Source organism: Paenibacillus agaridevorans, from assembly GCF_018604145.1.
Lineage (GTDB): Bacteria > Bacillota > Bacilli > Paenibacillales > Paenibacillaceae > Pristimantibacillus > Pristimantibacillus agaridevorans.
On sequence record NZ_CP075889.1, the window covers coordinates 2,517,807 to 2,542,874 of the forward strand.

The 25,068-nt window shown below is 52.3% G+C and carries 24 protein-coding genes and 1 riboswitch; of the genes, 8 read left to right on the top strand and 16 right to left on the bottom strand.

Annotated elements, in window-relative coordinates; genetic code table 11:
* Window positions 1-94 precede the first annotated feature (94 nt).
* Window positions 95-1,513 (bottom strand): pyruvate kinase, encoded by a 1,419-nt coding sequence (gene pyk / locus KJW29_RS10385; RefSeq protein WP_214629743.1) that lies wholly within the window; start codon window positions 1,511-1,513, stop codon window positions 95-97.
* 105 nt (window positions 1,514-1,618) lie between these two features.
* Here pyk and KJW29_RS10390 point away from each other — a divergent pair, with 105 nt between their 5' ends.
* On the top strand, window positions 1,619-2,407 hold the full coding sequence (locus KJW29_RS10390) for an AraC family transcriptional regulator (RefSeq protein ID WP_214629744.1): 789 nt from the start codon (window positions 1,619-1,621) through the stop codon (window positions 2,405-2,407).
* Between the two features lie 38 nt (window positions 2,408-2,445).
* Window positions 2,446-4,509: a molybdopterin oxidoreductase family protein gene (locus KJW29_RS10395; RefSeq protein WP_214629745.1), complete on the top strand. Its 2,064-nt coding sequence runs from the start codon at window positions 2,446-2,448 to the stop codon at window positions 4,507-4,509.
* A gap of 87 nt (window positions 4,510-4,596) precedes the next feature.
* Here KJW29_RS10395 and KJW29_RS10400 read toward each other — a convergent pair whose 3' ends face one another.
* The 4 genes from KJW29_RS10400 to KJW29_RS10415 all read right to left on the bottom strand — a co-directional run bounded on the left by KJW29_RS10400 (window position 4,597) and on the right by KJW29_RS10415 (window position 9,717).
* Window positions 4,597-5,568: a 2-hydroxyacid dehydrogenase gene (locus KJW29_RS10400; RefSeq protein WP_214629746.1), complete on the bottom strand. Its 972-nt coding sequence runs from the start codon at window positions 5,566-5,568 to the stop codon at window positions 4,597-4,599.
* Window positions 5,569-5,959: 391 nt separating this feature from the next.
* Window positions 5,960-7,798 carry a polysaccharide deacetylase family protein gene (locus KJW29_RS10405; RefSeq protein ID WP_214629747.1) on the bottom strand — a complete coding sequence of 613 codons (1,839 nt, stop codon included), beginning with the start codon at window positions 7,796-7,798 and terminating at the stop codon, window positions 5,960-5,962.
* Window positions 7,799-7,814: 16 nt separating this feature from the next.
* Window positions 7,815-9,245 carry an MBOAT family O-acyltransferase gene (locus KJW29_RS10410; RefSeq protein WP_214629748.1) on the bottom strand — a complete coding sequence of 477 codons (1,431 nt, stop codon included), beginning with the start codon at window positions 9,243-9,245 and terminating at the stop codon, window positions 7,815-7,817.
* A gap of 46 nt (window positions 9,246-9,291) precedes the next feature.
* Window positions 9,292-9,717 carry a GNAT family N-acetyltransferase gene (locus KJW29_RS10415; RefSeq protein WP_214629749.1) on the bottom strand — a complete coding sequence of 142 codons (426 nt, stop codon included), beginning with the start codon at window positions 9,715-9,717 and terminating at the stop codon, window positions 9,292-9,294.
* 177 nt (window positions 9,718-9,894) lie between these two features.
* Between KJW29_RS10415 and KJW29_RS10420 the strand changes: the two genes are divergently transcribed.
* Both KJW29_RS10420 and KJW29_RS10425 read left to right on the top strand, forming a co-directional pair.
* Window positions 9,895-10,869, top strand: a complete 975-nt coding sequence (locus KJW29_RS10420) for a cation diffusion facilitator family transporter (protein ID WP_214629750.1) — start codon at window positions 9,895-9,897, stop codon at window positions 10,867-10,869.
* Window positions 10,870-10,998: 129 nt separating this feature from the next.
* On the top strand, window positions 10,999-12,201 hold the full coding sequence (locus KJW29_RS10425) for a chloride channel protein (RefSeq protein WP_246608682.1): 1,203 nt from the start codon (window positions 10,999-11,001) through the stop codon (window positions 12,199-12,201).
* Here KJW29_RS10425 and KJW29_RS10430 read toward each other — a convergent pair.
* Window positions 12,183-13,061 carry a radical SAM/SPASM domain-containing protein gene (locus tag KJW29_RS10430; protein ID WP_214629751.1) on the bottom strand — a complete coding sequence of 293 codons (879 nt, stop codon included), beginning with the start codon at window positions 13,059-13,061 and terminating at the stop codon, window positions 12,183-12,185. The two genes, KJW29_RS10425 and KJW29_RS10430, sit on opposite strands and share 19 nt — an antisense overlap.
* Window positions 13,062-13,085: 24 nt before the next feature.
* Window positions 13,086-13,535, bottom strand: a complete 450-nt coding sequence (locus KJW29_RS10435; RefSeq protein ID WP_246608683.1) for a thiol-disulfide oxidoreductase DCC family protein — start codon at window positions 13,533-13,535, stop codon at window positions 13,086-13,088.
* 110 nt (window positions 13,536-13,645) lie between these two features.
* Window positions 13,646-13,753, top strand: a riboswitch (guanidine-I (ykkC/yxkD leader).
* A 108-nt stretch (window positions 13,754-13,861) separates the two neighbouring features.
* Here KJW29_RS10435 and KJW29_RS10440 point away from each other — a divergent pair.
* On the top strand, window positions 13,862-14,212 hold the full coding sequence (locus KJW29_RS10440; RefSeq protein ID WP_214629752.1) for a DMT family transporter: 351 nt from the start codon (window positions 13,862-13,864) through the stop codon (window positions 14,210-14,212).
* Window positions 14,209-14,523, top strand: a complete 315-nt coding sequence (locus KJW29_RS10445) for a DMT family transporter (protein ID WP_214629753.1) — start codon at window positions 14,209-14,211, stop codon at window positions 14,521-14,523. Before KJW29_RS10440 ends, KJW29_RS10445 begins: the two co-directional genes overlap by 4 nt.
* 80 nt (window positions 14,524-14,603) lie before the next feature.
* Here the strand turns inward: KJW29_RS10445 and KJW29_RS10450 are convergent, their stop codons facing one another.
* The 4 genes from KJW29_RS10450 to sleB form a co-directional block, all read right to left on the bottom strand.
* On the bottom strand, window positions 14,604-14,825 hold the full coding sequence (locus KJW29_RS10450; RefSeq protein WP_087569245.1) for a cold-inducible protein YdjO-related protein: 222 nt from the start codon (window positions 14,823-14,825) through the stop codon (window positions 14,604-14,606).
* Window positions 14,826-14,877: 52 nt separating this feature from the next.
* Window positions 14,878-15,963 carry a lactonase family protein gene (locus KJW29_RS10455; RefSeq protein WP_214629754.1) on the bottom strand — a complete coding sequence of 362 codons (1,086 nt, stop codon included), beginning with the start codon at window positions 15,961-15,963 and terminating at the stop codon, window positions 14,878-14,880.
* A gap of 78 nt (window positions 15,964-16,041) precedes the next feature.
* Window positions 16,042-16,680 carry a DsbA family oxidoreductase gene (locus KJW29_RS10460; RefSeq protein ID WP_087569247.1) on the bottom strand — a complete coding sequence of 213 codons (639 nt, stop codon included), beginning with the start codon at window positions 16,678-16,680 and terminating at the stop codon, window positions 16,042-16,044.
* Window positions 16,681-16,784: 104 nt separating this feature from the next.
* Window positions 16,785-17,438 (bottom strand): spore cortex-lytic enzyme, encoded by a 654-nt coding sequence (gene sleB, locus KJW29_RS10465; RefSeq protein ID WP_214629755.1) that lies wholly within the window; start codon window positions 17,436-17,438, stop codon window positions 16,785-16,787.
* 244 nt (window positions 17,439-17,682) lie between these two features.
* Between sleB and xerS the strand changes: the two genes are divergently transcribed.
* Window positions 17,683-18,777, top strand: coding sequence for a tyrosine recombinase XerS (gene xerS, locus KJW29_RS10470; RefSeq protein WP_214629756.1), 1,095 nt, complete (start codon window positions 17,683-17,685; stop codon window positions 18,775-18,777).
* A gap of 80 nt (window positions 18,778-18,857) precedes the next feature.
* On the opposite strand, the gene KJW29_RS10475 is transcribed toward xerS, so the two are convergent.
* Complete coding sequence (locus KJW29_RS10475) at window positions 18,858-19,379, bottom strand: ADP-heptose synthase (RefSeq protein ID WP_087569250.1); 522 nt, start codon at window positions 19,377-19,379, stop codon at window positions 18,858-18,860.
* Window positions 19,380-19,543: 164 nt separating this feature from the next.
* Here KJW29_RS10475 and KJW29_RS10480 point away from each other — a divergent pair, with 164 nt between their 5' ends.
* Window positions 19,544-20,521 (top strand): YpdA family putative bacillithiol disulfide reductase, encoded by a 978-nt coding sequence (locus KJW29_RS10480; protein ID WP_214629757.1) that lies wholly within the window; start codon window positions 19,544-19,546, stop codon window positions 20,519-20,521.
* Window positions 20,522-20,636: 115 nt separating this feature from the next.
* Here KJW29_RS10480 and KJW29_RS10485 read toward each other — a convergent pair whose 3' ends face one another.
* From KJW29_RS10485 to KJW29_RS10500, 4 genes are read right to left on the bottom strand one after another with little or no spacing between them, the layout of a single operon-like run.
* Window positions 20,637-22,022, bottom strand: coding sequence for a DUF4129 domain-containing protein (locus tag KJW29_RS10485; RefSeq protein ID WP_214629758.1), 1,386 nt, complete (start codon window positions 22,020-22,022; stop codon window positions 20,637-20,639).
* On the bottom strand, window positions 22,019-23,143 hold the full coding sequence (locus KJW29_RS10490; protein WP_214629759.1) for a DUF58 domain-containing protein: 1,125 nt from the start codon (window positions 23,141-23,143) through the stop codon (window positions 22,019-22,021). Before KJW29_RS10490 ends, KJW29_RS10485 begins: the two co-directional genes overlap by 4 nt.
* A gap of 4 nt (window positions 23,144-23,147) precedes the next feature.
* Window positions 23,148-24,110, bottom strand: coding sequence for an AAA family ATPase (locus tag KJW29_RS10495; RefSeq protein ID WP_214629760.1), 963 nt, complete (start codon window positions 24,108-24,110; stop codon window positions 23,148-23,150).
* 21 nt (window positions 24,111-24,131) lie between these two features.
* Window positions 24,132-25,055 carry a polysaccharide deacetylase family protein gene (locus KJW29_RS10500; RefSeq protein WP_214629761.1) on the bottom strand — a complete coding sequence of 308 codons (924 nt, stop codon included), beginning with the start codon at window positions 25,053-25,055 and terminating at the stop codon, window positions 24,132-24,134.
* Between the last annotated feature and the right edge of the window lie 13 nt (window positions 25,056-25,068).

A 25,068-nucleotide genomic window follows, 5' to 3' on the forward strand; every position in this document is an offset into this window, starting at 1 on the left:
GAATCATTGCACTCTCACGTTAGCCCATCAGCCGAAGCCGATGACCAAAGCCATTGTCGCATTTTCATGCTTGTCCTGTCAATAGCAGCAGGTTTTAGTCCATCTGGTGGATACGGATCAGATTCGTCGCGCCTGCCTTGCCGCTTGGCACGCCGGCCGAGATAACAACGAAGTCGCCGGATTGCAGAAGCTGCGTGCGAGCCGCTCCTCGGATGGAAGCCTTAAACAGCTCGTCCGTCGAAGGCATCGATTCGCCTTTTACTGGGATAACGCCGCGAACAAGCGTCATCCTTTTCAATACATGATCATGCGCCGTAATGGCGATAATAGGCGATTCGGGACGATACTTGGAGACCATGCGCGCCGTAAATCCGCTCTCGGTCGGCGTTAAAATCGCTTTGGCGTTTAGTTGCAGAGACGAGCTGACGACCGCTTGGCTGATGACTTCGGTTATAGATCCGGTAGGCGTCTTTATCCTTGACTTGAATTGCTCCGCGTAATCGATGGTCGATTCCGCGCGTTCCGCGATCATCGCCATCATGCGTACCGATTCCAGCGGGTATTTGCCGGCGGCGGACTCCCCGGATAACATGATCGCGTCCGCTCCCTGTAGAACCGCGTTCGCCACGTCGCTCACTTCCGCGCGCGTCGGTCGAGGATTTACTTGCATGGAATCCAGCATTTGCGTAGCCACGATGACTGGCTTGCCAGCCAAGTTGCACTTCTCGATCATCGTCTTCTGAATCATCGGCACGTCTTCCGCCGGGATTTCGACGCCAAGGTCGCCGCGCGCGACCATAATGCCGTCCGACACTTCGATGATCGCGTCCAAATTATCGACGCCTTCCTCGTTTTCGATTTTCGAAATAATCTGGATGTGGGCCGCTCCGGCATCCTCCAAAAGCTGACGAACTTGCAGCACATCCTCGGCCTTGCGAACGAACGACATCGCGATCATGTCGATGCCTTGCTCGATGCCGAACGCGATATGCCTGATGTCGCGATCCGTCACGCCGGGAAGCGTCGTGCTGATGCCAGGCAGGTTAACGCCTTTGCGGGGCTTAAGCGGACCGCCGTTCATGACGGTACATACGATTTCTGTACCTTTAACTTCTTGAACGATCAGCTCGATTAATCCATCATCGATCAGAATGCGATTGCCGGTCTGGATGACGCTCGGCATATCCGGATAATTGACGGCAACGCGCGCTCCATTACCCGTAATAGGTTCGCTTGTTAGTGTAAGCGTATCTCCCGCTTTCAGCTCGTAGCCGCCCTCTTCCAGCGTACCGATACGAATTTCCGGTCCTTTGATATCCATCATAATAGCCACGATGGCGGATGCTTCGGATGCCGCTTCACGGATCAGTTCAATTCGGCTGCTATGGTCATCCAGCTCCCCGTGGGCCATGTTAAGCCTCGCTACGGTCATGCCGGACTTCATCATTTCCTTCAGGATCGATATGGAGTTGCTGGACGGACCCATCGTGCATACAATCTTCGTCTGACTCATCTTATTCATCCCTCCGTTATTCACTTTCATTATTGTAGAGGATGTAGCGGACATCGTACATGAATTATAGTATGATTAATGGATTATAGTACGACGAGGTGTGTCATGATTGAGATAATCGACTACGAACTGAACAAAGGGCTTGGCTGGTACACCGAAAGCGACGGATCCGATGGTTTCGCCAGATTGGCGGTTATCACATATGGAAAGTGTCTCTATTGGGTGGACGGCGAGAAGTATATGGCGCAGCGCGGCGATTTTGTCTGGCTTCCCCCAGGGGTAACGTTCTACGGCAAAAGCGTTCCGACGGTGTTCCACGAAAAGCTTGTCTTCACTCTCGCCCTTGCGGCCAAGGAAAGCGGCAGCTCGCTGCCCCTTTTCCAAACGAGGCAGGTTGTAGCTGCTCAGGCCGGCTGCTACGAGCTCTGCGTGGAGCGGCTCCGTGCCTCATGCGCCGAGTGGGAGGATGACTTTCCTTACGCGCGGGTGCGGATGACCGCTGCCGTGATCGAAACGCTCGCTTTATGGTGCAGGGAATTGGATCGCGGCAAGGAATCCGACCTCTCCTTGCAGCATGCCGATAAGATGAAATCGTACATCCAGGATCATTACCGCGAACGAATCACAAAGGAGACGCTCGGCGACGTGATAGACCGAAGTTCCAATCATGCCGCCTCCCTCTTCCGCCGAGTGACGGGACAGACGATCAGCGATTATGTCCACGGAGTTCGGATGAGAACCGCTGCTTATATGCTCCGGGAATCGTTGCTTACAATCGCCGAAATAAGCGACTATCTGGGTTACGCCGATGTCTCCTACTTCCAGCGCATTTTCAAAAGAACCTGGGGCTGTCCTCCATCGCAGTATTTCTCTGAGCGGCGAGTACAGGTATAATAGAGATTCATATTAATATGGTTAGGGAGAGATGATTAATGACGTTAAACATAAATATTGATCGTGACAGCTTTCGCGACGGCATTGTTCGCTCCGTCTGTCCCTTCGACTGCCCGGATACATGCGGCTTGCATATTACGATTGAGAACGGCGAGGTCAAGAAAGTAACCGGGGATCCTCTTCACCCCGTCACGAAAGGCGCCATCTGCAACAAGGTCCGGCAGCTGCCTGATCGCGTCCACCACCCGGATCGCCTGCTGCACCCCATGCGGCGTGTAGGTCCCAAGGGCACGTTGGACTTTGAGCCGATCACCTGGGAGGAAGCCTATGACGAGATTATCGGCCGAATGCAGCTATTGATTCGCGACTTCGGCGCTCAGTCTATCCTGCCTTATAGCTTCTATGGCAATATGGGCGTACTGAACGCGGAGGGAATGGATCGCCGTTTCTTCCACCGGCTTGGCGCCACAAAACTGGACCGTACCATCTGCAACGTTGCGGGAGCAACCGGCTACAAATACACAATGGGGGGCTCCGTCGGCATCGATCCGGAAGCAACCGTTCATACGAAGCTGTTCCTCCTCTGGGGCTGCAATCTGGTATCAACCAATATGCATCAGACGATGCTTGCCACGGAAGCGCGCAAGCATGGCGCAATCATCGTGCATATCGACGTCCATCGCAATCGGACTTCGACCTGGGCCGACGAATTTGTCCATCTCCGTCCCGGTACCGATGGCGCGCTTGCCATGGGTTTGATGCATATTCTTATCCGTGACGAATTGGTGGACGAGAGCTTCCTTCAAGAGTTTACCATTGGTTACGGGGAGCTTAAGCAAGAAGCGCAGATATACACGCCTCAGTATGTTTCCGAGATTACTGGCGTCCCACCCGAGCGGATTGAGTGGCTGGCCCGAATGTACGGGACGACGACCCCGTCGTTTATCCGGATCGGCAACGGGCTCCAGCATCATGACAACGGCGGCATGATCGTGCGCGCAATCTCCTGTCTTCCTGCCTTGACCGGACAGTGGAAACATCCGGGGGGCGGCGCGATGAAAGGGAACGGCTGGTATTCGAGGATCAACAACGATCGTCTGGAACGGCCCGACTTGTTGCCTGATCCCGATGTCCGCACGGTAAATATGAACCAGCTTGGCGATGTCCTGACAAGGCTAGAGCCGCCTGTTCGCATGTTGTTCGTCTATAACAGCAATCCTGCAATCGTCGCCCCGGATCAATCCAAGGTTAGGGAAGGACTGCTTCGCGAGGATTTATTTACGATTACACATGATTTGTTTTTGACCGACACGTGCAAATACGCGGATCTCGTCCTTCCGGCTACCTCGCATCTGGAGAACTTGGATTTGTACACCTCTTACTGGCATCTCTATCTGCAAATTGGCGAGCCTGTTCTTGCCCCTTCCGGGTTAAGCAAATCGAATTTCACCTTGTTCAAGGAGCTGGCGCTTCGCATGGGCTTCGAGCGGGAACTGTTTGATCTGACAGAAGAAGAGATGATTGCGGAGGCGTTAGACGCGGAGTTGAATCCGCTGCTGGAAGGAATCACGGTGGAGGCTTTGAGGGAACATGGATGGATGAAGGCTGGCGGCGGACGCGAGCTCCCCTTGCAAGAGCGCATCCCGACGCCGTCAGGGAAAATCGAGCTCTATTCTGACGCGATGCTTAAGAACGGTTTGACTCCCGTTCCAACCTATACCCCCATTCTCGAGGAGACGGACTTTCCGTTCTTGCTGATAACGGGTCCGAATCACAGCTATATCAATTCTACATTCGGCAATCAATCCAAGCTTCAGAAGCTGGAGAAAGCCCCTTTCCTTAATATGAACGAGCAAGATGCGGGATCACTCGGCTTGCTGGACGGCGACCATGTGTTGGTACGCAACCATAGAGGCGAAGCCAAGCTAACTCTGAGGATTGGACAAGATGTGCTGCCTGGCGTTCTGGTCACGCAAGGCCTATGGTGGGATGACGCTGAGAAGGGCCTCAGCTCGGTAAACGCTCTTACGCCGCAGCGTCTGGCTGATATGGGCGGCGGAGCTACGTTTTTCTCCAATCGGGTGGAAGTATTGAAGATCTAATAGCTTTGCAATGGACAAATAAAAAGCTGTACAACAGATTTCCATCGAAATCTTGCCGTACAGCCTCTTCTTATTCACAGCTAATCGCTACGAACGAAATTCCGGGACCAGGTATGGCGGAGTTTCGCCTTTCAAAGCCGCAACCAAATTTTCCGCAGCTGCTCGAGCCATGACGATTCGGGTCTTTGTCGTTGCCGAGCCAAGATGCGGCAGAACGAGAACATTCGATAGTCTCAACAGCGGATGTCCGCCATCGAGAGGCTCCTGCTTAAACACGTCTAGTCCAGCTCCGCGGATCTTGCCCTTCTCGAGCGCTTCATACAATGCGTCTTCATCGACAGTCGCACCCCTGGATACATTAATGAAAATCGCCGATGATTTCATGCGCGAGAATTGCTCTTGACCCATCATATCCCTGGTCTCTTCTGTTAACGGCGCCAGCATGACGACAAAGTCGGAGGTGGAGAGAAGCGTATTCAGATCGACATATGCGGCTTCGTAACGTTCTTCCGCTTCCGGCTTGCGAGTCCGATTATAATACTGCACATTCATGTCAAAGCCGAACCGGGCGCGTTTCGCCACGGCCTCGCCGATCCGTCCCATGCCAATGATGCCTATTGTCGCATGGTGTACGTCGACACCGAACAGATTCTCGCCGTCTCCGCGCTTCCAGTTGCCATCGCGAACGTAACGATCCAGCTCCGCCACTCGCCTCGCCGATCCAAGCATTAACGCAAATGCCAGATCCGCTACCGTATCGTCAAGCACGTAAGGAGTATGCGTGCCAATTACTCCCCGTTGCTGCATCGCCTCGATATCAAAATGATTGTAGCCAACCGAAATAGAACTGACAACCTTAAGCTTAGGCGCGGCATTTAATAGCTCCTCGTCGATTCGGCGTCCGGATGTAATAAAGCCGTCCGCGTTCGAAAGACGTTGCTGAAGCGCGTCTCTTGTGATGGTATCCCCTTCTGTCCACATATCCAGCTCGCAGTGCTGCGATAACCATTGCACGACTTCAGGAGCCAGCTGCCGATCTACAAATACTTGAGGTTTCATTCCTTCTCCACTCCCCTATACAAGTTAACATTCATTAACGATTGCAGAACAGTTTAGCTTAGAAAAGATACTTGGTTGAAACTTCCCTCAATAGAACGATGTCGATTAGGACAGGCTAGAAATGTCCCATTGTGAAATCAATGAACATTATGGATGGAGGTCACCTTGACATGAGTCGTCATCGACATCAATCAGTGACAAGCAGGAACTATGCATATGCAGTCAACTCCAAACATGCAGAGAACCAAACTGTTGCATCCGTTTCAAAGAATCGCAATCAGAAGGGACATACGCCGAACAGCCCATCTACAGGCTAACGGCGAACAGATGGAGGCTGCCGGTTGGAACGTCCCCCGTTCTTGGGCAGCCTTCGTTTTTCACCCCCTCATTTCTATTTAGTCTCCAGCAGCTTGACCAGCGCTTCGCTGGCCACCTCAGGTCCACCGTTAATCCGCTTTAGCGCAAACAAACTGCGCTTGTCCCCTTGTCGGATCACGCTAATGCCAGGTGTTGTCGATAATGTGGAGCGATAGCCCTTATCCATCAAAATTTGTTCGGACAGATGCGAGTAATAGCCGAACGGATAAGTAAATATGTTAACCTCATGATTCGGAATTTCCTCTTCGATAAGGCTGGCCAAATACGAGACATCTTTGGCAAAGGCTTCGCTATAGGCGCCATTGCTCTCGCCCTCCATCTGGAGCACGCCGCTGCGTACGGATGGATCATCCGGCGTTGATTCATGAAGATCGAAGCTATGATTTTGAATATCGATTACCCCGGACTCCTGCATTTCCCTGGCTTGTTCCCAAGTGAAGTGTGGGTAAAATTGTTTGCCTGGGATCCGGTGCTCGTTACGTCCCACCGACCAGCCGATAATGGAGATCGTGGCATTCATGCCCAGCTCCTTGAGAACAGGATAGGCGTATTCGTAATTGCTAAGATATCCGTCATCGAACGTAATGGCTACAGGATTGTCAGGTAGCGTTTTCTTTCCGTCCACGTAGTCGATTAAGTCCTGTATCAGCACCGTGTTGTAGCCTGCAGCTTTTACCGCTTCCATGTCGCTTCGGAACTTCGCAGGCGACGTAATCAACGAATTCGGCTCGTATGGGTCGTCGTCGATATGATGATAGATGAGAATCGGTATGGCTACAGATTGTCCGTTCAAGCTAGGGGGACGAGTAAAAGCTTCCTCTGCCCTCTCACGAACATTATCCTTTGTCGTATAGTGGCCGAAGTTCGCGGGAACGTACACGTCCGGGTCCTCAAAAATATAACCCAGCATCATGGCGCCTAACGTATTCCTGTAATGCATCGTATCGTAGAAGTAGCGCGGATCGCCGCTGACGCCCGAATAACCGCTAAAGTCCCAGAAATCGGTGACTTCCGCGATCTTGGTCCAATACGTCTTGAGCGCCTCCATATCATAGCTTAACAGCTCCTGATCCGCCGTCGCGCCTGTTATAAGCCTAAAGGTGGCTCCGTGCTCCTCCGTATAAGCCTTCATTCTTTTTAACGATTCGACGTTTTTGTCCAGCGCCACTGCATCCAGCTTGCCGAAAGGCGCAAACGCCGCGGCGTTTGCGGTCATATACGTCTCGAGATTGTCGACGGGCTCCGCGTCTCGTTTTATTTTGTTATAGACGCCCGTCTCGGGAATGAACTGCGAGTACTGGAACGGATCGACCGACCGCTGAGCATACCCCTCCAGCTTTGAATAGCCGTACGTAGGATTGAGCTTCAAGTAGTCCCAGTAAAACTTAAACTTGGACTCGCCTGACACCTTCGCATGCAGCGATTGCTTGAAGTCCGTCGGCGTTTCGTTAAAGTGGCTGATCTCCTGCAAGCTCATGTGGAGCACGATATTTTTGGGCTTGTACTCGTCGATTAGATAATAGAGCGTCTTCTCGTAATCGTTGAAGTCGCCGCCGTACATCAACATGCTGTAAAAGCTGGCCCCGTTGCCGTAATAGTCGTTCAGGAGCTCCGGAGAGATCGAGCTGGATTTGGACCCTCCGATAATATAAGAATCGTAGCGGTCGTGATATTGATCCAGATAGCCGATCTTGGCGACCCTGGGATTATTGACCATGTTGTAGGAGTGCCAGCCCAGCACCTTGTCCCCGAACACGCCGAACGGATCCACGATCATGTTGAACCCTCCGAGTGCAGCAGCCGCAAGCAGCAGCGACGCAAGGAACGCAGTTATCCATCTGCGGAACGTCATGAGGAACACCCCTCTTCTAAAATTGGAAATATAAGAAATTAGATACCGACGTCATCTGCGCCAGCGAAATGCCAAGCATGAACGCGGCTGCGACGGCATGCCTGATCTTCGGTTTGAAGTCGTCCGTCAACTGCTTCGAATTCGGAGCAAAAAACGTGATCGCCATTCCGATAAACAGCAGCGCGAGAATATAGGCATTATTGGCCGCGTAGATGACGAGCTGGTCGGCGAAGCCGCTAAAGCCAAGGCCTGAATAATCTTTGAGGCTGAACATTTTGCGGAAGACCGCCGTCGCTTCCTTCATATCGTCGGATACGAACAGGATGCGCGTGCCGACAACGCCCGCGAACGTAAGCGCCCACGCCAGGAAAAAGGGCAGCTGCCACTTGTTCCGATACATCATGTGGGACATGCAGACGAACACTCCGTTGACGAGACCCCAGATAATAAACTGCCAGCCTGCTCCGTGCCAAAAACCCGAAACAAAAAACGTCATCATGACGGAGAAGTAGAAGTTAAAGCTGCCGCTTCCCTTTCGGTAGAAGCTTCTGAATATGTAATCGGACAAAAACTTCGACAAGGTCATATGCCATCGCTGCCAATATTCGCGGAAATTCCTTGATTTATAGGGCGAATTAAAGTTATGGGGCAGACGGATATTGAACATAAAAGCAAGTCCCAGCGCCATGTCAGCATAACCGGAAAGATCGAAATAATAGGAGATGGTATAGCCAAAGGACGCTCCCCATGCCGCAAACGTATCTCCTGCTCCGACATCTCCAAAAAATGTTGCAGCATAACTCGTAAGCGGATCGGCCAACATAATTTTTTTGGCGCAGCCCATGGCGAACAGAAAAATGCCGAGCATCATATTTGCCTTGTTGAATCGCAGGAATCCCTTTTCCTTGTATTGCGGAATTATATCTTCGTGATGGACGATCGGTCCAACGATCAGCTGCGGGAAAAAGGTTATGAACAACAGGAAGTCGATAACAGGCGTTTCCTTCGTTCTCTCTTTGTAACAGTCGACCAGGTACGCGATAAATTGGAACGTATAGAACGAGATTCCAAGCGGCAGCACAATCTCCAGCAGCGGGAAAGAACCGCCGCTTAGCAGGTTTAAATTCTCGATGGCGAAGTTCGCATACTTGTAGTATCCCAGGAAAGCGACGTTTAGCACAAGACCCGCCGTGAGCAGCAATCTTTTTGTCCACCTTGCGTTTGCTTTGGCCGCTCTCACGATCAAGCTGCCGATCATGAAATTCAGCATTATATCCGCGATGAACAGGAGGACGAAGGTGCCGCTTCCTTTTGCATAAAAAGCCAACGAAGCCAGCACAAGCCACAGCTTGGCCACATTCTTCCAGCCCAGGCTCGCCAAAACGCGATAGACGAGGAACGTAACCGGTAGAAAGATGAAGATGAACGTATAGGTAGAGAATATCACGCAAAACCCTTCTTTCGCCGCGTGTTATTGGATAAATGGATTGCCTCTATAATGGTTTGATCATTCTCACGTGGGGGATGTTCTCCTCCATAAATAGATCCGAATCGATTGTATATCCTGATTTCTCATAAAAATCCGCTGCTTGCGTCTGTGAATGAAGCTTGGCCTTCGTCAACCCCTGTTCACGCGCGATCGCTTCCAGCTCTTTCATAATGGCTGCGCCAATTCCGGCTTTACGGAACTTCTCCCTTACGCAGATCCGCTCCAGCTTGGCCACTCTGTCCAGACTTCGAACACGCCCCGTACCGGCCGGCTCTCCGTCGTATCGAACGAGCACATGGCTCGACTCTCCTTCATATTCGTCGATTTCCGCTTCAAGGGGAACGCCTTGTTCTTTGACAAAAACCTCCGTCCGGATGGCAAATGCCTGCTCAAGCTGTTCCTTATGTACCGCTCTCTCGGTTGTTATCATAACAGCGACTCCTTTCGTGATACCTTTATCATTATATAAGGTTTATCGACAATTGCCAAAAGTAAAGTGTCGAATGACGGAGCTCGTTAAATGCATATTAGACTTTACATTGAAGAAATAATCGAAAAGGCATATAATTACATGTAAATTTACGGTATATGGAGGAGTAATCGTAGCATGCGCAATTTGATCGCATTAATTAAGAAAGGCAACACCTCGTCAGGCATCGCGGCTCTTGGCAATACGGGCCTCGCGGTGATCAAGGCCATCGCCGCGTCCATCAGCGGCAGCGGCACCATGTTCGCTTCCGCCATGCATTCGATCGCGGATGCGGTTAACCAGGGCTTCGTCTTTGCCGGCAGCGTCCTGGCGGAGAAGAAACCGACAAAGCGGTTTCCCACGGGATTCGGTCGCGTTGTCAATCTCTTCTGCATGGTTGCCGTCATCGTGGTTACGATTATGGCGTACGAAACCTTTCACAAAGGCGTTAAGCTGCTAGAGCACCCGGAGGAATCCACCAACTTCTGGCTTAATTTCATTGTCTTGCTGATCGCAATCGGCATTGACGGAGCCATATTGATCAAAGCAATGAAAGAAATCGTCAAAGAAACCCGCTCCGGAGCGAAAGGCTTTGGCATTATCTCTTCCGCTGTCCGCAATGCGGGAAGAGCTGCTCCTCCCACCCGCCTTGTATTCTATGAGGATGTCGTCGCTACGCTTGGACAGGCGCTCGCTCTCATAGCGGTTATTCTTGCCGAATTTACGGACTTCAAGCTGCTGGACGGTATCGCCACCATTCTGATCTCGTTCCTGATGATCGGCGTCGCCTTTAAGGTTGGTTACGACAATATGGTCGGCTTAATCGGGGTTGCAGCTCCCAAGGACGTGGAAGATCGAATCAGCCGCAATATTTTGTCTCAAACGGACGTGACGGATATCGGCAGAATGCGGATCGTTCAGGAAGGCCGCGCTTATCATGTGGAAGCCTATATCGAGTTAAGCAAAGGTTTAAGTCTCGCACAAGCGACCACAATCAAACACAAGGTCATCGACAACCTGCTTCGTGATCCTGATATTTCGGATGTTACGATCGGAATCATGGACGACGATGGCGTCATTAGTTGGACGCGGCCCGCAACTGTTGTAGAATAGTAAACAATAAGTCTGCCGCCGAACGAGACGAACGCAGGAAGCTCGTGTTCGTCGAAGTCCAATCATAAGCGAAGCCGACATCCCTCTGCGACGGGTGTCGGCTTTTCGTTTGAGGAGTTGTCTACAGAAGTGAATGCTCGTTGGTTCTCTTTTTTTCGCTTGTGCAGTCTCGCGATTGCCGCAGGTATTGCGGCAGGCACCGCCTCCGCACTCTTTCTCCTCATGCTGGAGGAAGCGACTGCGCAGCAGTTCGCCAATCCTTGGTTATTGTGGCTCCTGCCTGCAGGCGGGGCGCTGGTCAGCATCCTCTATATTAAGGTCGGAGGGCAATCGATCAGAGGCAACAACCTCTTGTTCGAACAAGTACATGCGGGCAACGGCGAGGTTCCGTTCCGAATGGCGCCGCTAGTGCTGTTAGGCACGGTTGTAACCCATCTGTTTGGCGGTTCCGCCGGACGCGAAGGAACGGCCGTTCAGATGGGCGGAAGTCTTGCCGGAGCCATCGGCAAGCGGCTTTCGCTTCCCGTAGAGGATAGACGATTGCTGCTCATTTGCGGGATTAGCGCCGGCTTTGGCTCCGTGTTCGGCACTCCGCTCGCCGGTACTGTCTTCAGTATCGAAGTAGCTGCGCCGCAACGCATGCGGTTCCGAGCCTTGATTCCCGCTTTGCTTGCCGGATTTACAGGTCATTATGTTACGCTTGCCTGGGGAGCGCATCATAGCCATTACAAGATTGGCCCGCTGCCCGAGCTCGATTGGCTCGTAACGGCGCAGGTGGCGGCGGCCGCGATTCTGTTCGGTATCGCCGCCAGGCTGTTCATACGGCTTACTTCGTCGCTGAAAGGGCTGTTTGCCCGGTATGTTCCTCATCCCGCGGTTCGCCCTATTGTCGGCGGTCTTATTATTATTGCACTTGTATATAGTCTAGGAACGCGCGACTACTTAGGTTTGGGACTTCCGTTGTTAGCGGATTCGTTTGATGGAACGGCAGCCCCTCAAGACTTTGCTTGGAAGATTCTTTTTACATCTCTTACATTAGGAGCCGGCTTCTTTGGAGGCGAGGTCACGCCTCTCTTTGTCATTGGCGGCACGCTCGGCAGCGCATTGGCGCCGCTGTTATCGCTGCCCTCGCCGTTCCTGGCCGCATTGGGTCTTATCGCAGTCTTTGGAGCCGCATCAAGAGCTCCCCTCGCTTGTTTGTTGCTTGGAGTGGAGCTGTTTGGTCCATCAGGCATTGCCTACTTCGCCATGGCATGCGGGATCAGCTACTATGCCGCCTATGGACGAGGCATCTACGAATCCCATATCCGTCACTACGTCCCGAAGCGTTGACGGTACCCGCACTTCCGGCAAAGCTCTTCGACGGCTTCCCTGCGCGAGAAGCCGTCGTACAGCTTGACAGCCCGCTCTCCCTCCACAATATCCGCGAACGGACTATTGTGAATATTGCCCAGGTTAATGACTCCCTCCCCATCGAGGCAGCACGGAATGACCGTTCCGTCGATCAGCACGCCAGCCTGATTGCGAAGCGCATGACAGAAACCTTTGCCGTCATCCTCCGGCTCCTTCAGATCAGGCCACTTGAATTCCGGATCCTGATTAAGGTAGATCCTATCCTGGATCTTTACCCCCGTACCCGGCTTAAATTTCTCTTCAATGTGATAGTCGAGACCGTACGCTTCTTCGATCATGGAGAGCAGCTCTCTGTTTTTGTCCCGCTGCTGGTTAACTTCGTTATCCATATCCAGATTCCATAGCCTGTACGATACGATGAGATCGCTCTGGGCTGTCGCCTCGCGTACGAAGTCCAAGATGGCCGCCAGATAGCCGGCTTTATCCTTGGAGCCCGCATGACCATCGAAGCTGTGAAGCGAGAAATTCATTTGTCGGAGGGCGGGTTTGCCCAGCAGCTTGGAACGATTTTTGGAAATCAGCGTCCCGTTCGTCGTAATATTGACCTTGAAGCCCTTCTCGTGGCTAATATCCAGCAGCTCGTCCAGCTTGGGATGCAGCAGCGGCTCCCCTTTGACATGGAAGTAAATATAGTCGGTATAGGGTTTTATTTGATCCAGCGTTTTAATAAAATCCTCCACCGAAATAAACCCTTTCGCCCGCTGCGTAGGCGGACAGAAGTGGCAGGATAAATTACATATACTCGTTGTTTCGATATAGAACTTCTTGAATCGTTTCATGAACTGAGCCCCATCTATTTAGAATTAGAAACCTTCCGGCAGAAATCGTTCCCTAACTTCCTTGGTTGGCAGCAAACATTGTTCCGACTTGCCGAACCAGCGGTATCTGTTGCGTGCGATAAACCGATAGACGGCATCCCGGATTGGCGCGGGTATGACGATCAGCGCGTAAGCAAGCGAACGCCAGCCGCCAAGTCCCTTCCATACCCGGAGAGCCGCTCCCGACCGGTTGTAGTAACGGCCGTTAACGGCAAGGATGAAAGAATCGAAATCATCCGTGTCCCCGCCATCATTCATTGCCTTAAGAATCGACCGGCCAGCGGGAGATTGCAACGCAGCGAATCGGAAGCGGGCGCGGGAATCGCGCTTTACCAAATAACGAACAATATCTTGACACAGGTAGCAGTGACCGTCAATCAAGATGACAGGCTGTTCGATCCGCCGCTCCTTATTATTTTGTTCATCATTCTCCAATTCTCTCGCCTACTTTCCTCCAACAGCTTCCCTCATCCTATCATAGATTCGCCATTCTTGCACTTGACCTTGCCGGGCATCCTGTACTATAATCAAACGAACCGAATATGGCAAAGGGATTCTAGGGTTCCGCGGCGCTCGCGCCGGACTGGTCCGAGGGAATCCGCGCGATAGCCGTTCTATTGCGAATGACACGGAGGGACAAAAGCCCGGGAGATATCGATACGATATTTCTCGGGCTTTTTTTGTTGTGATGCCCGTCACGGATTGTTTGCGCCCGCAAATGCCATGCTAGGTTTAACAAAAGCGGAGAGGAGCAGATCTACATGTCTTCATCTAACAACAAATATTGGTTTATCGTCGTCATCGCTGCTTGTTTCGAGGTTATTTGGGTCATCGGCTTAAAACACGCGGACAGCGTATGGGAGTGGATTGTAACCGGGGTGGCTATCGTAGTCAGCTTTGGCTTGCTCATTTACTCCTCCAGGATTTTGCCGACAAGCACCGTCTATGCGGTCTTCGTGGGATTAGGAACAGCCGGCAGCGTCATCGCGGAAATGACCGTATTCGGCGTGCCGTTTAATTGGGGCAAGATCGCCTTTATTGCCTTGTTGTTAACCGGCGTAATCGGACTCAAGCTGGTTACGCATGAACCCGAAGGAGGAACATCGTCATGAGCTGGTTGTTCGTCATTTTAGCGGGAATGCTTGAAGTCATCGGAGTCGTTGGCATCTCGGAGCTGAACAAGCGTGTATCTGCCCGAAGTATCCTCATGATGGGAGGAGGCTTCCTAGCGAGCTTCATATTTATGTCGCTTGCCATGAAGGACCTGCCCATGGGCACGGTATATGCGGTTTGGACCGGCATCGGAACGGTGGGAAGCGCGTTAGTCGGCATTCTGTTCTACAAGGAGCCCCGAACGCCGCTCAGGCTCTTTTTTATGGCCCTCGTGCTTGCCAGCGTAATCGGACTCAAATTAATCGGCTAGGCTGTTCTTGAACAGACAACACCCCTTTCTAATGAGTAAGCCTCGGAGAAAGGGGTGTTATCTGTTTCCTTATTGAGCTGTTAGAAATCGTTTTTTGGCTTGCGCGGCTGCGACTTCGCCTTGTTCTGAACCGGAGGAAGATGTCTCATGCTGCGAAGCATCGGCCCTTTGCAGATGGGACATTGCTGCTCTGTCGCTGCCGCGAATTCATCGCGTACCCACGCTTTGCATTCGGTGTTTTTACATTTCCATATTTTAGTAGGTTTTAAGTTCGGTTTGGTACCGTCGCTTGTTGTCGTCACGTGAGTATCTAGTTCCTTTCTTTCGCCAAAAAATGCATGATGCTGTGATTGATTAAGATAAGTATACTGGAATGACGCACACAGGCTTGGAGGCCTTCGTGGAATGTCCCGTCCAAGTAAGCGTTCCTTGCTCCTTGTCCACCAGATAGGTGACGAGATTATTGCCGTCGCGGTTGGCCGCGATCAAATAATTGCCGTTCGGAGTTAAAGCAAAATGACGCGGATGGCCGCCTTCCGTCGAGATATGCTGAACAACTTTCAGCTCGCCGCTGCCTTCCTGTACTTGGTAGACGACGATACTGTCATGGCCGCGGTTTGAGCCATACACATACCTGCCATCGCTCGAAATCGTAATTTCCGCGCAGCCGTTCTCTCCGTCAAACTCTTTAGGCAATGTGCTGATTGTCTGAATCTCGTTTAACACGCCGTTCTCCGCGTCATATCGAAATGCCGTTACCGTTGAATCCAGTTCATTAATGACATAGGCGAATTCGCCGCCGGGATGGAACACGAAGTGCCGTGGACCTCCCCCGGTACGAATGACCGTTTCATTGTGGTAGATCAACTTGCCTTGCTCGTCATCCAGGCGATAAGCAACAATGCGATCGAGCCCCAGATCCTGCACGAACAGGTAACGTCCATCGGGACTATAGAAGCTGGAATGCGGGTGAGGCTTGTCCTGCGGATCTACGCCCGTGCTCGCTCCGGCGTGCTGGGCAGTGTCCAAAACAGCGCCGATCGTTCCGCCTTCTCCGATTGCGGACAATCCAATCATGCCGCCGTGATAGCTGGTTACAGTCAGAAAGCGGCTATCGCGGTCACGCTGAATATGACATGTCGTATTGGCTGCCATCTCGGCGCGATTAAGCTCCGTAAGCTCGCCCGTTTCCTTATCGATAGCAAACGAGACGCCAATCCCGACTTTATTGCCCGATTCCTTCGTAATGTCCGCTATCGCATAGAGACGGACGCGAGCGGCATCCACGTTTAAAAAGGTCGGATTGCGCAGACCCGCGTATTCGTGCTTCAGCGTCAAGCTGCCGCTCTTTTCGTCCAGCGTATATACTTTGACGCCGTTATCCTCCTGGTTAGCGTAAGAACCGACAAAAACGTACAATGGGCTCTCTTGCGTAGACATGTCCGTATCCTCTCCCTGCTGCCGTGATCTATTTTGTGCAAGCGGCCCCGGTTCCATACCGCAGGCTTGATTGCTCCTTCAGGACTTCTCCGCCCAAGCTTTTTTTAGCGTCTCCAGGAAAACTTCCGGCGGCTGGGCGCCGGACACCGCATATTTGCGATCGATGACAAAAAATGGCACGCCGCGAATGCCAAGCCGGCTGCCTTCCTGCTCTTGCGCCCGGACGGAATCCGCATAGCTGTCGGATTGAAGCACTGCCAGCGCCGCGTCCTTGTCAAGTCCGACCTCGTCTGCAAGCGCAGCGAGCTGTTCTGGATTATCGATGTTCAAGTTGTCCGTAAAATAAGCTTTAAGCAGGCGCTCGGACATGGCAGCTCCCTTGCCTTGCTCCTCGGCGTAATGCGCCAGCCTGTGCGCGTTAAACGTATTAAGCGACAAAGCGCCATCCAGGCGGAACGTCAGTCCGACGGCTGCCGCTTGTTGAACGACGCCATCGCCAGTCGACTTCGCTTGTTCCAGGCTCATCCCGTATTTGCGCGACAGCATTTCATGGGTAGTCATGCCGAGGGAAGAATCCGTACTTGGATCCAGCTCGAAGCTTCGCAGCTCTGTTACGACGCTGTCCTTATGCTCGAAGCTGGCAAGCGCGCTTTCGAACTTTCTTTTGCCAATATAGCAGAACGGACATACATAATCCGACCATATTTCGACCTTCATCTTGCACCTCCCCGTTATGTACCGATCTATTATAGCATGTCTTCACAAAAAAAAGCATGTCGATGGAAGCAGCAACATGCTGCTCCACGATCATGCTTTATCTATTAGACAGCAAAGATGTGACGGCCGATCTTGCCAATCTGCTTGCGGGACCAGATCCAGGATGATGTTGCCGTATCCGGGTTAAAATAATACAAAGCTCCGCCAGACGGATCGTAGCCGCGTACGGCGTCCAGCGCCGCCTTATATGCTGTCGTATCCGGCTTCATGTAATATTGACCGTCGTCCACTGCGGTAAATGCGCTAGGCTGCTCGATTACGTCTTTTACCGAATCCGGGAAGCTGGCATGAGCCAATCGGTTCATGACGACCGCTCCGACTGCTACCTGTCCCACGTACGGTTCTCCTCTCGCTTCGCCGTATATAATACGCGCAAGCATGTCAAGTTCGTGTCTGTTGACCGATACCTTCTTAAGCATCTCCCATGTCGCAGGTCCAGCGATTCCGTCCGCTTTCAAACCGTAATCCCTCTGGAACAGCAGCACGGAATGGCGGGTAACGCCGCCGTAGTAAGATGTGAGTCCTTCATTGAAGTAACCTAACGTCTTGAGTCTATATTGGAGATCCGGCACATCCGCGCCAGTGGATCCATATTGTAATGTGGCCGGTGCCGCCGCCGAAGCCGGCTGCAACACAGTCCCTAACGTCAATGCAAGCAGGACGGCGACCATGGCGCCGATTCTAAGTTTGTTTATCATCTTGGCATCATGCCTCCTCTTCCGATTATCGCCGGCCAATGCTGGCAAGCGACTCGTAAGAGTGTAACATAGCCCCGGCTGGAATGTAACCGATCTGCAGAAATTACATATAATTGCTATTTTCAATAAATACTCGTCCATGTAAGTCTCCGAGCCTGTTGTCCCCGGCTGTTGCCGTTGTTACAATAAGAACATAGAGTCGGGATATAAGCCGACCAGGCTGTGGTACAGGAGGCGTTAGTGCATGAACCTGCTTAAGCAGAAGGACCGTGAGGAGCTTGATGCCAAGCTTCCATCTATGCCTTGGTATATCGAACAATTTATCGCTTATAAGCTTCCCGATTTGTCCCCATCCTCTCTCCTCGAGTATGTTAGGGATTACGAAACATTTATGAAGTGGCTGATGGCGGAAGGATTGACGGAGGCATCTTCTTACCGCGAGGTCAAGCTGACTGAGCTGGAGGTGCTTAAGATGGAGAGCATCGACAACTACCGAATGTTTCTTTCGACGCACAAGCCGGAGCGCAATAATCGAACGACGATCTCGCGCAAGCTCTCGTCCCTTCGTTCTCTCTTTCATTATTTAAGCCAAATTGCGGAGGATGACGACTTCTATCCCTTGTTAAAGCGTAATGTTATGGCCAAAGTTACGATCAAACGGACGCATAAGCCCAAGGACACGGCGGCCAAGCTGGAGGGCAAGCTGCTTCAAGAGGAAGAGATATCGGAATTTATGGCTTACGTTAAGGTCCATTACGGCACGGACGTAGCTGACAATAAACAAGCCTCCCATTCGTTTCAGCTAAATAGCGTTCGCGATGCTTGCATCATTAGTTTTATCCTTCATTCCGGACTGCGCGTATCCGAGGTCGTCAACTTGAACGTGGACGATATCGACTTAAAAAAGAAGCTTTGTTATGTTTTTCGCAAGGGCAAGAACGACGATACCTTTAAGACGCCCGTATACTTCCGTCAGGAAGCCGTCGAAGACCTGACTGCGTATATGGCCATTAGGGAAACCAGATACAAGTCGCCGCGCAAGGAGAAAGCGCTGTTCCTCGCCATCGCTAACGGCAAAAATGAAGGCTCCCGCATGACGAAACGCGCGATTCAGGCCATGGTGATCAAGTATGCCAAGCGATTCGGCAAGCCCTATCTCTCCGTACATAAACTCAGACATTCGTTCGCGACGGACTATTATTTGCAAAACGATATCTACAAGACGCAGGAGCAGCTCGGACATGCTTCTCCCGAGACGACGCAAATCTATGCGCATCTGACGGATAAAACAATGGCGGAAGCCATCGACAGAAGACAAAAAGAGGGCAAGCCGGATTGACGCCTCCCAGCGTCTCCCGCTTGCCCTTTATGTTGGATCTCCCTTTTTATCCGCTGACGGCTTTAATGTCCGGCTGCGAACTATAGCTCCATATCGACAGGCGTAATGCCTTCTTCAACGGCGAATTCGAAATCCTCGATGTCGTATACCTGTACCGGCACTTCCGCATCGATAAGCTTATCTTGAAATTCGAATTGATCGGACAACAGCGGAACGTTAAGCTTGAGGCTGGAAAGCAGCAATTCCGTCTCGACGGGGTCGAAAATCTCCCCATATTGCGCGTTGTCCACGGCATTGACGATTGTAAATTGGATACTGTCGTTCAGCAGCAACGGAGCGCTTTCTCTCCACGGCACCTGCAAAGCCTTCTCGATCTTCTTCCGATTCAGGGAATCCTCGAAGAATGCAATAAGTTCATTAATTTTGGCTTTGACGTGCGCATCATCATCCGGGTCATCCATGACGGGCTCCTGGCTATCTCTCATATCGTAAAGCTCCGCAATCGATGTATATGGAATGACATAATCAACGGGACGACTCGGGACGAGCAGATGGCCATACGTAGCTACCATTACTGCTTCTATTACAAACCGTCGTTGCATGGCTTCTCCCCCTGTAAGATCTTGTTGGTGGTTTACTTGAGCGTTTCCTCCTATTATACAATATTCCGTAGGCTGTACAAGACAGACATTCGCCAAATTTGCCATTGCCGAAGCTTCGGGAGTAATATAGAGGAATATGTTCATCATTCAGGAGGATCGGCATCATGTCATTGGAATCAGCCATAATAATCGGAGCGGGGCCTTGCGGACTGGCGGCTGCCATCGAGCTGCAGCAAGCAGGCCTGAACCCGCTTGTCATTGAAAAACGTAATATCGCATACTCCATCTCCCAATACCCTACGTACATGAATTTCTTCAGCACGGCGGACAGGCTGGAGATCGGCAATATTCCGTTTACGTCCGCCAACGAGAAACCATCGCGGATCGAAGCTCTGCACTACTATCGAACTGCCGCACAGCGTCATGGGCTGCGTATCCGGCCTTACGAAACGATCACTTCCATCGAACGCAGGGAAGACGGCAGCTTCGTACTGGGAGGACATGACCGCCACGGTGATGCATTGTCCTACGAAAGCAAAAACGTCATCATTGCGACCGGCTACTTCGATCATCCCAATATGATAGGCATTCCCGGCGAGACATCGGAAAAAGTGAGCCATTTTTTCCGCGAAGCGCATCCCTATATCGGCATGGAGGTTGCGATCATCGGCGGACGCAACTCTGCCATCGATGCCGCGCTTGAACTGGAGCGGGTCGGTGCCAGAGTCACGATCGTGTACCGCGGCGAGGACTATTCTCGAAGCATCAAGCCCTGGGTACGGCCTACCATCGAGAACAAAGTAAACAATGGCGCCATTGTTATGAAATTTAATTCTCGAGTCGTCGAGATTACTCCACGAGCGGTTATCATCGAATCTCCCGAAGGCGTAACGGAGCTTCCTAACGATTTCGTGCTTGCTCTCACAGGCTTCCATCCGGACCGTCAATTTCTGACCGCTTCAGGAGTAACGATGGAAGACGAAAGTTACCCGACGTTTAACGAAGACACAATGGAGAGCAATGTACCTGGAATCTACCTTGCCGGTGTAGTGGCCTCCAGACATGAGGCGAACGAAATTTTTATCGAATCGGGACGTTTCCACGGACAAAAGATCGTTGAGGATATAAGAAGCAAATTATAAGCTGGCTTATAGTGGATATTCACTCACTTATAATCACTGCTTTGCTGCCAAAGTTGCAAAAGGACCTCGCATTCCACCATAGCGTGGAGTGCAAGGTCCTTTTCATTGAGCACCTTTAATCCCGGGATTTTCTTCGTCTGTTTCCCGAAGCACGTTCGGCGGAAATTTGTTCCTCCACCCAACGACGATGCCCTTCGAGCTGTTCCTCGCCTGGTTGAGTTTCTCCATATCTCACTGATGCATAACCTCGGACAAACTCCTCGCCTCCCGGCCTTTCGCCGTCGCCGCCTCTCCACTGCGCCAAGTCCTGCGCAACCTCTTGCGGCGTGAGATAAGGCTGCGGCTCGTAGCCTTGGCGCATACTCCCTCGCAGCCATCTTCGATACAACCAACGCATCCGCTCTTTCCCCTCCGAAATCTCATCCCAGCCAGGCTCGGAATCGCCTTTCGCGCCACGGCGAGACTTCAGCTTGTCGGCCATCCGGTCTCTCCATTTGGTTAATGACATTAAGCTTTCGATCTCATCCGTATAGGCTCCTTCGTCTTGGCTTATAGAAGACTGTCTCTGAAGCAGCCTGTCAAGCCAATTCCTGCCTATAACAGCTAACCGCTTAACCAGCCAATATAACAAGAATAGAGCTGCGGCTATGATCAAAATCGTGACGACAATCTTGACGATTTGCTCCAGCCATACCAGCCATTGAGCGGGCTCGCCTCCCTCCATCGGCGGCATCTCAGGCTGTTGCTGCGGCGGCTGATCCGGAGGGGCCTGCGGCGGCTCCTCTCCGTTGCCCAGCCTGGCAAACAAGCTTCTTAGCCCTGCCAATACAGTGTCCTCAATCCATTGCTGGATTTGCCGAAAAGCCGCAAGCACAAGCATAAAAACGGATAAGGCTACTAGCAGCCACCTATTGCGCCGACGCGCCTCGACCAGCGTCTTGGACTTGGAACCGTCCACGGACTCCTTCGACAGATGACGGTCATTCAGGATGTACAACCCCAAAAGGACAGCTATGATGCCGCATAACGCCAAGACGATTCGCAGATCCGCCAGTTCATGAAGGAACCAATACGAGAAAGGGATACACAATATATAAGCCAGTAATCCGACGCCCATCTTCACCGTATGGAACGACTCCGCCCAGCCCTTTCGGATCATGGCGGCTCCTTGCTCAGCCATGCCGATGCCGCAAACGATGGCCGCGATCCATAACTTGTAATCGCTAAAGCCCCCGCCAAGTCCGCCAATTACAAGGCCCGTACTAGCGGCTAAAACAAGCGAGATTAACCAACGCGACGCAATACGCATGACGGGACGGCGATCCGCAATCGCAGCAGCGACAACGTATACAGCGAGCAACAACAGGCACCAAAGGATGATGAACTCTGTAGGGATGAGATACAGCCCAGCCGTCAGCCAGATCGGCATAAAAAACAATAGCTCGGCCAGCCCCTTGGCTACTTTATTAAGAAGGAATTTTGATGATCGCCATTCGTTCATGCGCCAGCCCTTCCTTCCTGCAACGAGTCGCCATCTGCCAACGCCTTGGCGGATGGCAAAGTCCATACGGAGACGGCATGTCCAAGTCCGCGCAGACGTTCCGACTCACGCTCCAGCTCGTCATTCCAATAGGCGGATATAATTAGAAGGTCGAGGCCATTATAGCCGACTCCCGTTTCCTGCGCGAGCAGCGTACGGAAGGGCTCTGTCCGCTCCAGCTTCAGCCTTGCCATCGTATCCAGCAGAATGTTCATCTGCTCATGCCCGCTTCTGGGGAGTACGCGAACGGAGTCTATCTCGCCCTCCTTGGCCATATTCGCCGCGAAACCGACTTCCATGCCTTCATTAATTACCGCCAGCGCCGCTCCTGCCGCCCATTCGATGCCCTGCTCGATTAGGGCCTCGTTCGTCACCGTCCGCCACATGGATTCTCCGTCTTCCACATTCACGTAGATCATCAGCGTCCGGCTCGCCGTGTAGGCATATTGATGGACTTGCAGACTGCCCGAGCGGGCCGTTGCCTTCCAGTTGACCTGACGATAGGAATCGCCGGGCTGGTAGGCCCGGGCTCCCGCTACGACAAATGGATCAGGGACGATATATCGTCTAACCTCCGTCTCGCCTTGCCAGCTATGATGCGGCAGCTCATGCACGGGAACGTCAGCGGCTTTGGGATATACGAGAAGCTCCCCTTGCAATTGGATCTGCTGGGAGACGCCAATGCTCCCGAACAGATCTCCGCCAGTCATCGTAATCGAACTGAGGGTATATACACCTCTGCGGACAGGCGTCAAGCGATGCGTGCGCTTCAGCTTCGTATAGGGCGCAAGACTGAAGAAGCTGCGATGATTCTGGTAATGCTGGCCGCTGCTGACGGCGAAGTTGTCTCCGCCCCGGAACTTCAGATGAGCCGACAATTGCGATTCCGCCCTCAGCCATGGGACGGGGAGCCACTTCTCATTCGACAATTCCTCGATCAGCTCGATCTCGTCGCCGCGCACGCATGTGTTCTTCTGGAACCGTCTTGTATACTTCAAGTTTCTAAGCGAATAACGGCGGAATAACACGCCCTGCACGTATATAATAAGAGCGGCAGTCAACAGGAACCAGAAAAAAATCATGCCGTTAACCTGCGGTCAGCCCGGCTTCCGCCGGCACTTCCGTTCCCTTGATGATATCTTCGATAATCCGCTCGGCTTCTCCTTGAGCCCCTCTTGCCATTCCGCGCAGCGATAATCGATGGCACATCACCGGCTTAGCCATTGCTTTTACATCATCAGGCGCGACGAAGTCCCTGCCTTTGAGAACGGCATGCACCTGAGCAGCGCGCAGAAGCGCTTGACTGCCGCGCGGACTGACTCCGATCGCCACATCCTCCCGTCCCCGTGTACGCTCAACCAGCTGCAGCAAGTATCGGAGCACGTCATCGTGAATCGGAACTGTCGCATATGCGCGCTGTGCCGCTTCAATCTCGGCTGAGCCTGCAATGGCTTCCAATCGGGCAAGCGGATCCTCCGACTTGAATCGCTTAAGCAACGCCATGCCTTCGTCCTGACTCGGATAGCCCATCCTCACCTTGAACAAGAAGCGGTCGAGCTGCGCCTCGGGCAGCGGGAACGTGCCTTGATGCTCGACGGGATTCTGCGTTGCGATGACCATAAACGGACGATCAAGCGTCTTCGTCTCTCCGTCAATGCTCACCTGCCTCTCTTCCATACATTCCAACAAGCTGGACTGCGTGCGCGGCGTTGCGCGGTTAATCTCGTCCGCCAGCAGCAAATTCGTAAAAAGCGGGCCGGCTCGGAAGACGAAGTCGTTCCGCTTCTGATCATAGAAGTGAATGCCGCTGAGATCGGATGGCAGCAAATCCGGCGTAAATTGTATCCGTTTGAAGTCGAGCGACAACGATTTTGCGAACGACTTGGCCAGCATGGTTTTGCCGGTGCCCGGCACGTCCTCCAGCAGTACATGACCGGAGGTGATCAATCCGATCAGCAGCAGATCAATCACATCCTCCTTGCCTACGATTACCTTCCCGATATTCGTCTTCACATCTTGCGTCAGCGTCCTGATGAAATCATATGACATCCATTCCACAGTCCCTTCTTGTTATTGACCTTGCCCTGCCCGCTCCTGCTGAAGCTTGCGGAGATCGCTCCAACGGATCATAATAACCCCTTCGTCCTTCAGATGCCGCTTGATCTCCTCATCCCGGAAAATATCGTACTCCATCACCCGCTTCGCAGGCTCCAGATGGAAGACGTTCAATTCTTCGTTAGCAACGGAAGGATGGATGATCAGCTCGGTTACGCCCGGCTGCAATCCCGACAATAATGCTTTCATGGACGACTTGAAGCCGTCGTAGGTTTCATTCTCCTCCAGGCGGAAAGGCAGTCCAACCAAATAATCGAGAATGACCACGCCTTTGGAATCCGCGAGCGCGGCTACTTGCCTGGCCTGTTCCTCCACATGCGGCGGAGCGACTTGTCCAGGCTCCGTCGTCACAAATCTCGGGAGGCGGAACGGCAGGCCGTACGCCGCGCATACGTCCAGCACTTGCGACATAAAGTGTTTGCCTGTCTGCAGGCCGTACAGACTGCCCATGTGATTGTCCGCATGGGAAGGCTGCATGCCCAGAGCTATCGCGCGTTCGACTTGATTGATCAACTCGATTTTTACTTGCTCGCCATCGGCATGCTCCTCGAACGACTTGGAATCGGCATGGAAATATCCTTCCTTCGTTACGAGCGAGGATACATCCGCATTAGTCGTAACAGGTCCCCACTTATAAGGCCCCCACTCGCTAGTGAAGGTAAAGTGGATGCCAACATCCAGATGCGGACGTTCGGCACTCCATAACGCAGCCTCTCGCGCCCAGGCGCACGGGGTCATCAATGTAGCCGAACTGATATCGCCCGATTCCAACAAAGCCTGAGCCGCTATGTTCACAGAATGGTTTAGACCGTAATCGTCTGCATTTACTAACAGCAATCGGTCAGATTCCTTATATCCTAACGCTTGTGCAAGACTCATTCCTAATTCCTCC

Excerpts from the sequence above, each read along its gene's own strand:
- KJW29_RS10415 (WP_214629749.1), bottom strand. The coding sequence starts at position 9,717 with ATGATAACAACCGAGAGAGCGGTACATAAGGAACAGCTTGAGCAGGCA.
- KJW29_RS10490 (WP_214629759.1), bottom strand. The coding sequence starts at position 23,143 with ATGATTTTTTTCTGGTTCCTGTTGACTGCCGCTCTTATTATATACGTG.
- xerS (WP_214629756.1), top strand. The coding sequence starts at position 17,683 with ATGAACCTGCTTAAGCAGAAGGACCGTGAGGAGCTTGATGCCAAGCTT.
- KJW29_RS10395 (WP_214629745.1), top strand. The coding sequence starts at position 2,446 with ATGACGTTAAACATAAATATTGATCGTGACAGCTTTCGCGACGGCATT.
- sleB (WP_214629755.1), bottom strand. The coding sequence starts at position 17,438 with ATGATAAACAAACTTAGAATCGGCGCCATGGTCGCCGTCCTGCTTGCA.
- KJW29_RS10390 (WP_214629744.1), top strand. The coding sequence starts at position 1,619 with ATGATTGAGATAATCGACTACGAACTGAACAAAGGGCTTGGCTGGTAC.
- KJW29_RS10460 (WP_087569247.1), bottom strand. The coding sequence starts at position 16,680 with ATGAAGGTCGAAATATGGTCGGATTATGTATGTCCGTTCTGCTATATT.
- KJW29_RS10495 (WP_214629760.1), bottom strand. The coding sequence starts at position 24,110 with ATGTCATATGATTTCATCAGGACGCTGACGCAAGATGTGAAGACGAAT.
- KJW29_RS10455 (WP_214629754.1), bottom strand. The coding sequence starts at position 15,963 with ATGTCTACGCAAGAGAGCCCATTGTACGTTTTTGTCGGTTCTTACGCT.
- KJW29_RS10405 (WP_214629747.1), bottom strand. The coding sequence starts at position 7,798 with ATGACGTTCCGCAGATGGATAACTGCGTTCCTTGCGTCGCTGCTGCTT.
- KJW29_RS10475 (WP_087569250.1), bottom strand. The coding sequence starts at position 19,379 with ATGCAACGACGGTTTGTAATAGAAGCAGTAATGGTAGCTACGTATGGC.
- KJW29_RS10485 (WP_214629758.1), bottom strand. The coding sequence starts at position 22,022 with ATGAACGAATGGCGATCATCAAAATTCCTTCTTAATAAAGTAGCCAAG.
- KJW29_RS10445 (WP_214629753.1), top strand. The coding sequence starts at position 14,209 with ATGAGCTGGTTGTTCGTCATTTTAGCGGGAATGCTTGAAGTCATCGGA.
- KJW29_RS10420 (WP_214629750.1), top strand. The coding sequence starts at position 9,895 with ATGCGCAATTTGATCGCATTAATTAAGAAAGGCAACACCTCGTCAGGC.
- KJW29_RS10440 (WP_214629752.1), top strand. The coding sequence starts at position 13,862 with ATGTCTTCATCTAACAACAAATATTGGTTTATCGTCGTCATCGCTGCT.
- KJW29_RS10430 (WP_214629751.1), bottom strand. The coding sequence starts at position 13,061 with ATGAAACGATTCAAGAAGTTCTATATCGAAACAACGAGTATATGTAAT.
- KJW29_RS10400 (WP_214629746.1), bottom strand. The coding sequence starts at position 5,568 with ATGAAACCTCAAGTATTTGTAGATCGGCAGCTGGCTCCTGAAGTCGTG.
- KJW29_RS10500 (WP_214629761.1), bottom strand. The coding sequence starts at position 25,055 with ATGAGTCTTGCACAAGCGTTAGGATATAAGGAATCTGACCGATTGCTG.
- pyk (WP_214629743.1), bottom strand. The coding sequence starts at position 1,513 with ATGAGTCAGACGAAGATTGTATGCACGATGGGTCCGTCCAGCAACTCC.
- KJW29_RS10480 (WP_214629757.1), top strand. The coding sequence starts at position 19,544 with ATGTCATTGGAATCAGCCATAATAATCGGAGCGGGGCCTTGCGGACTG.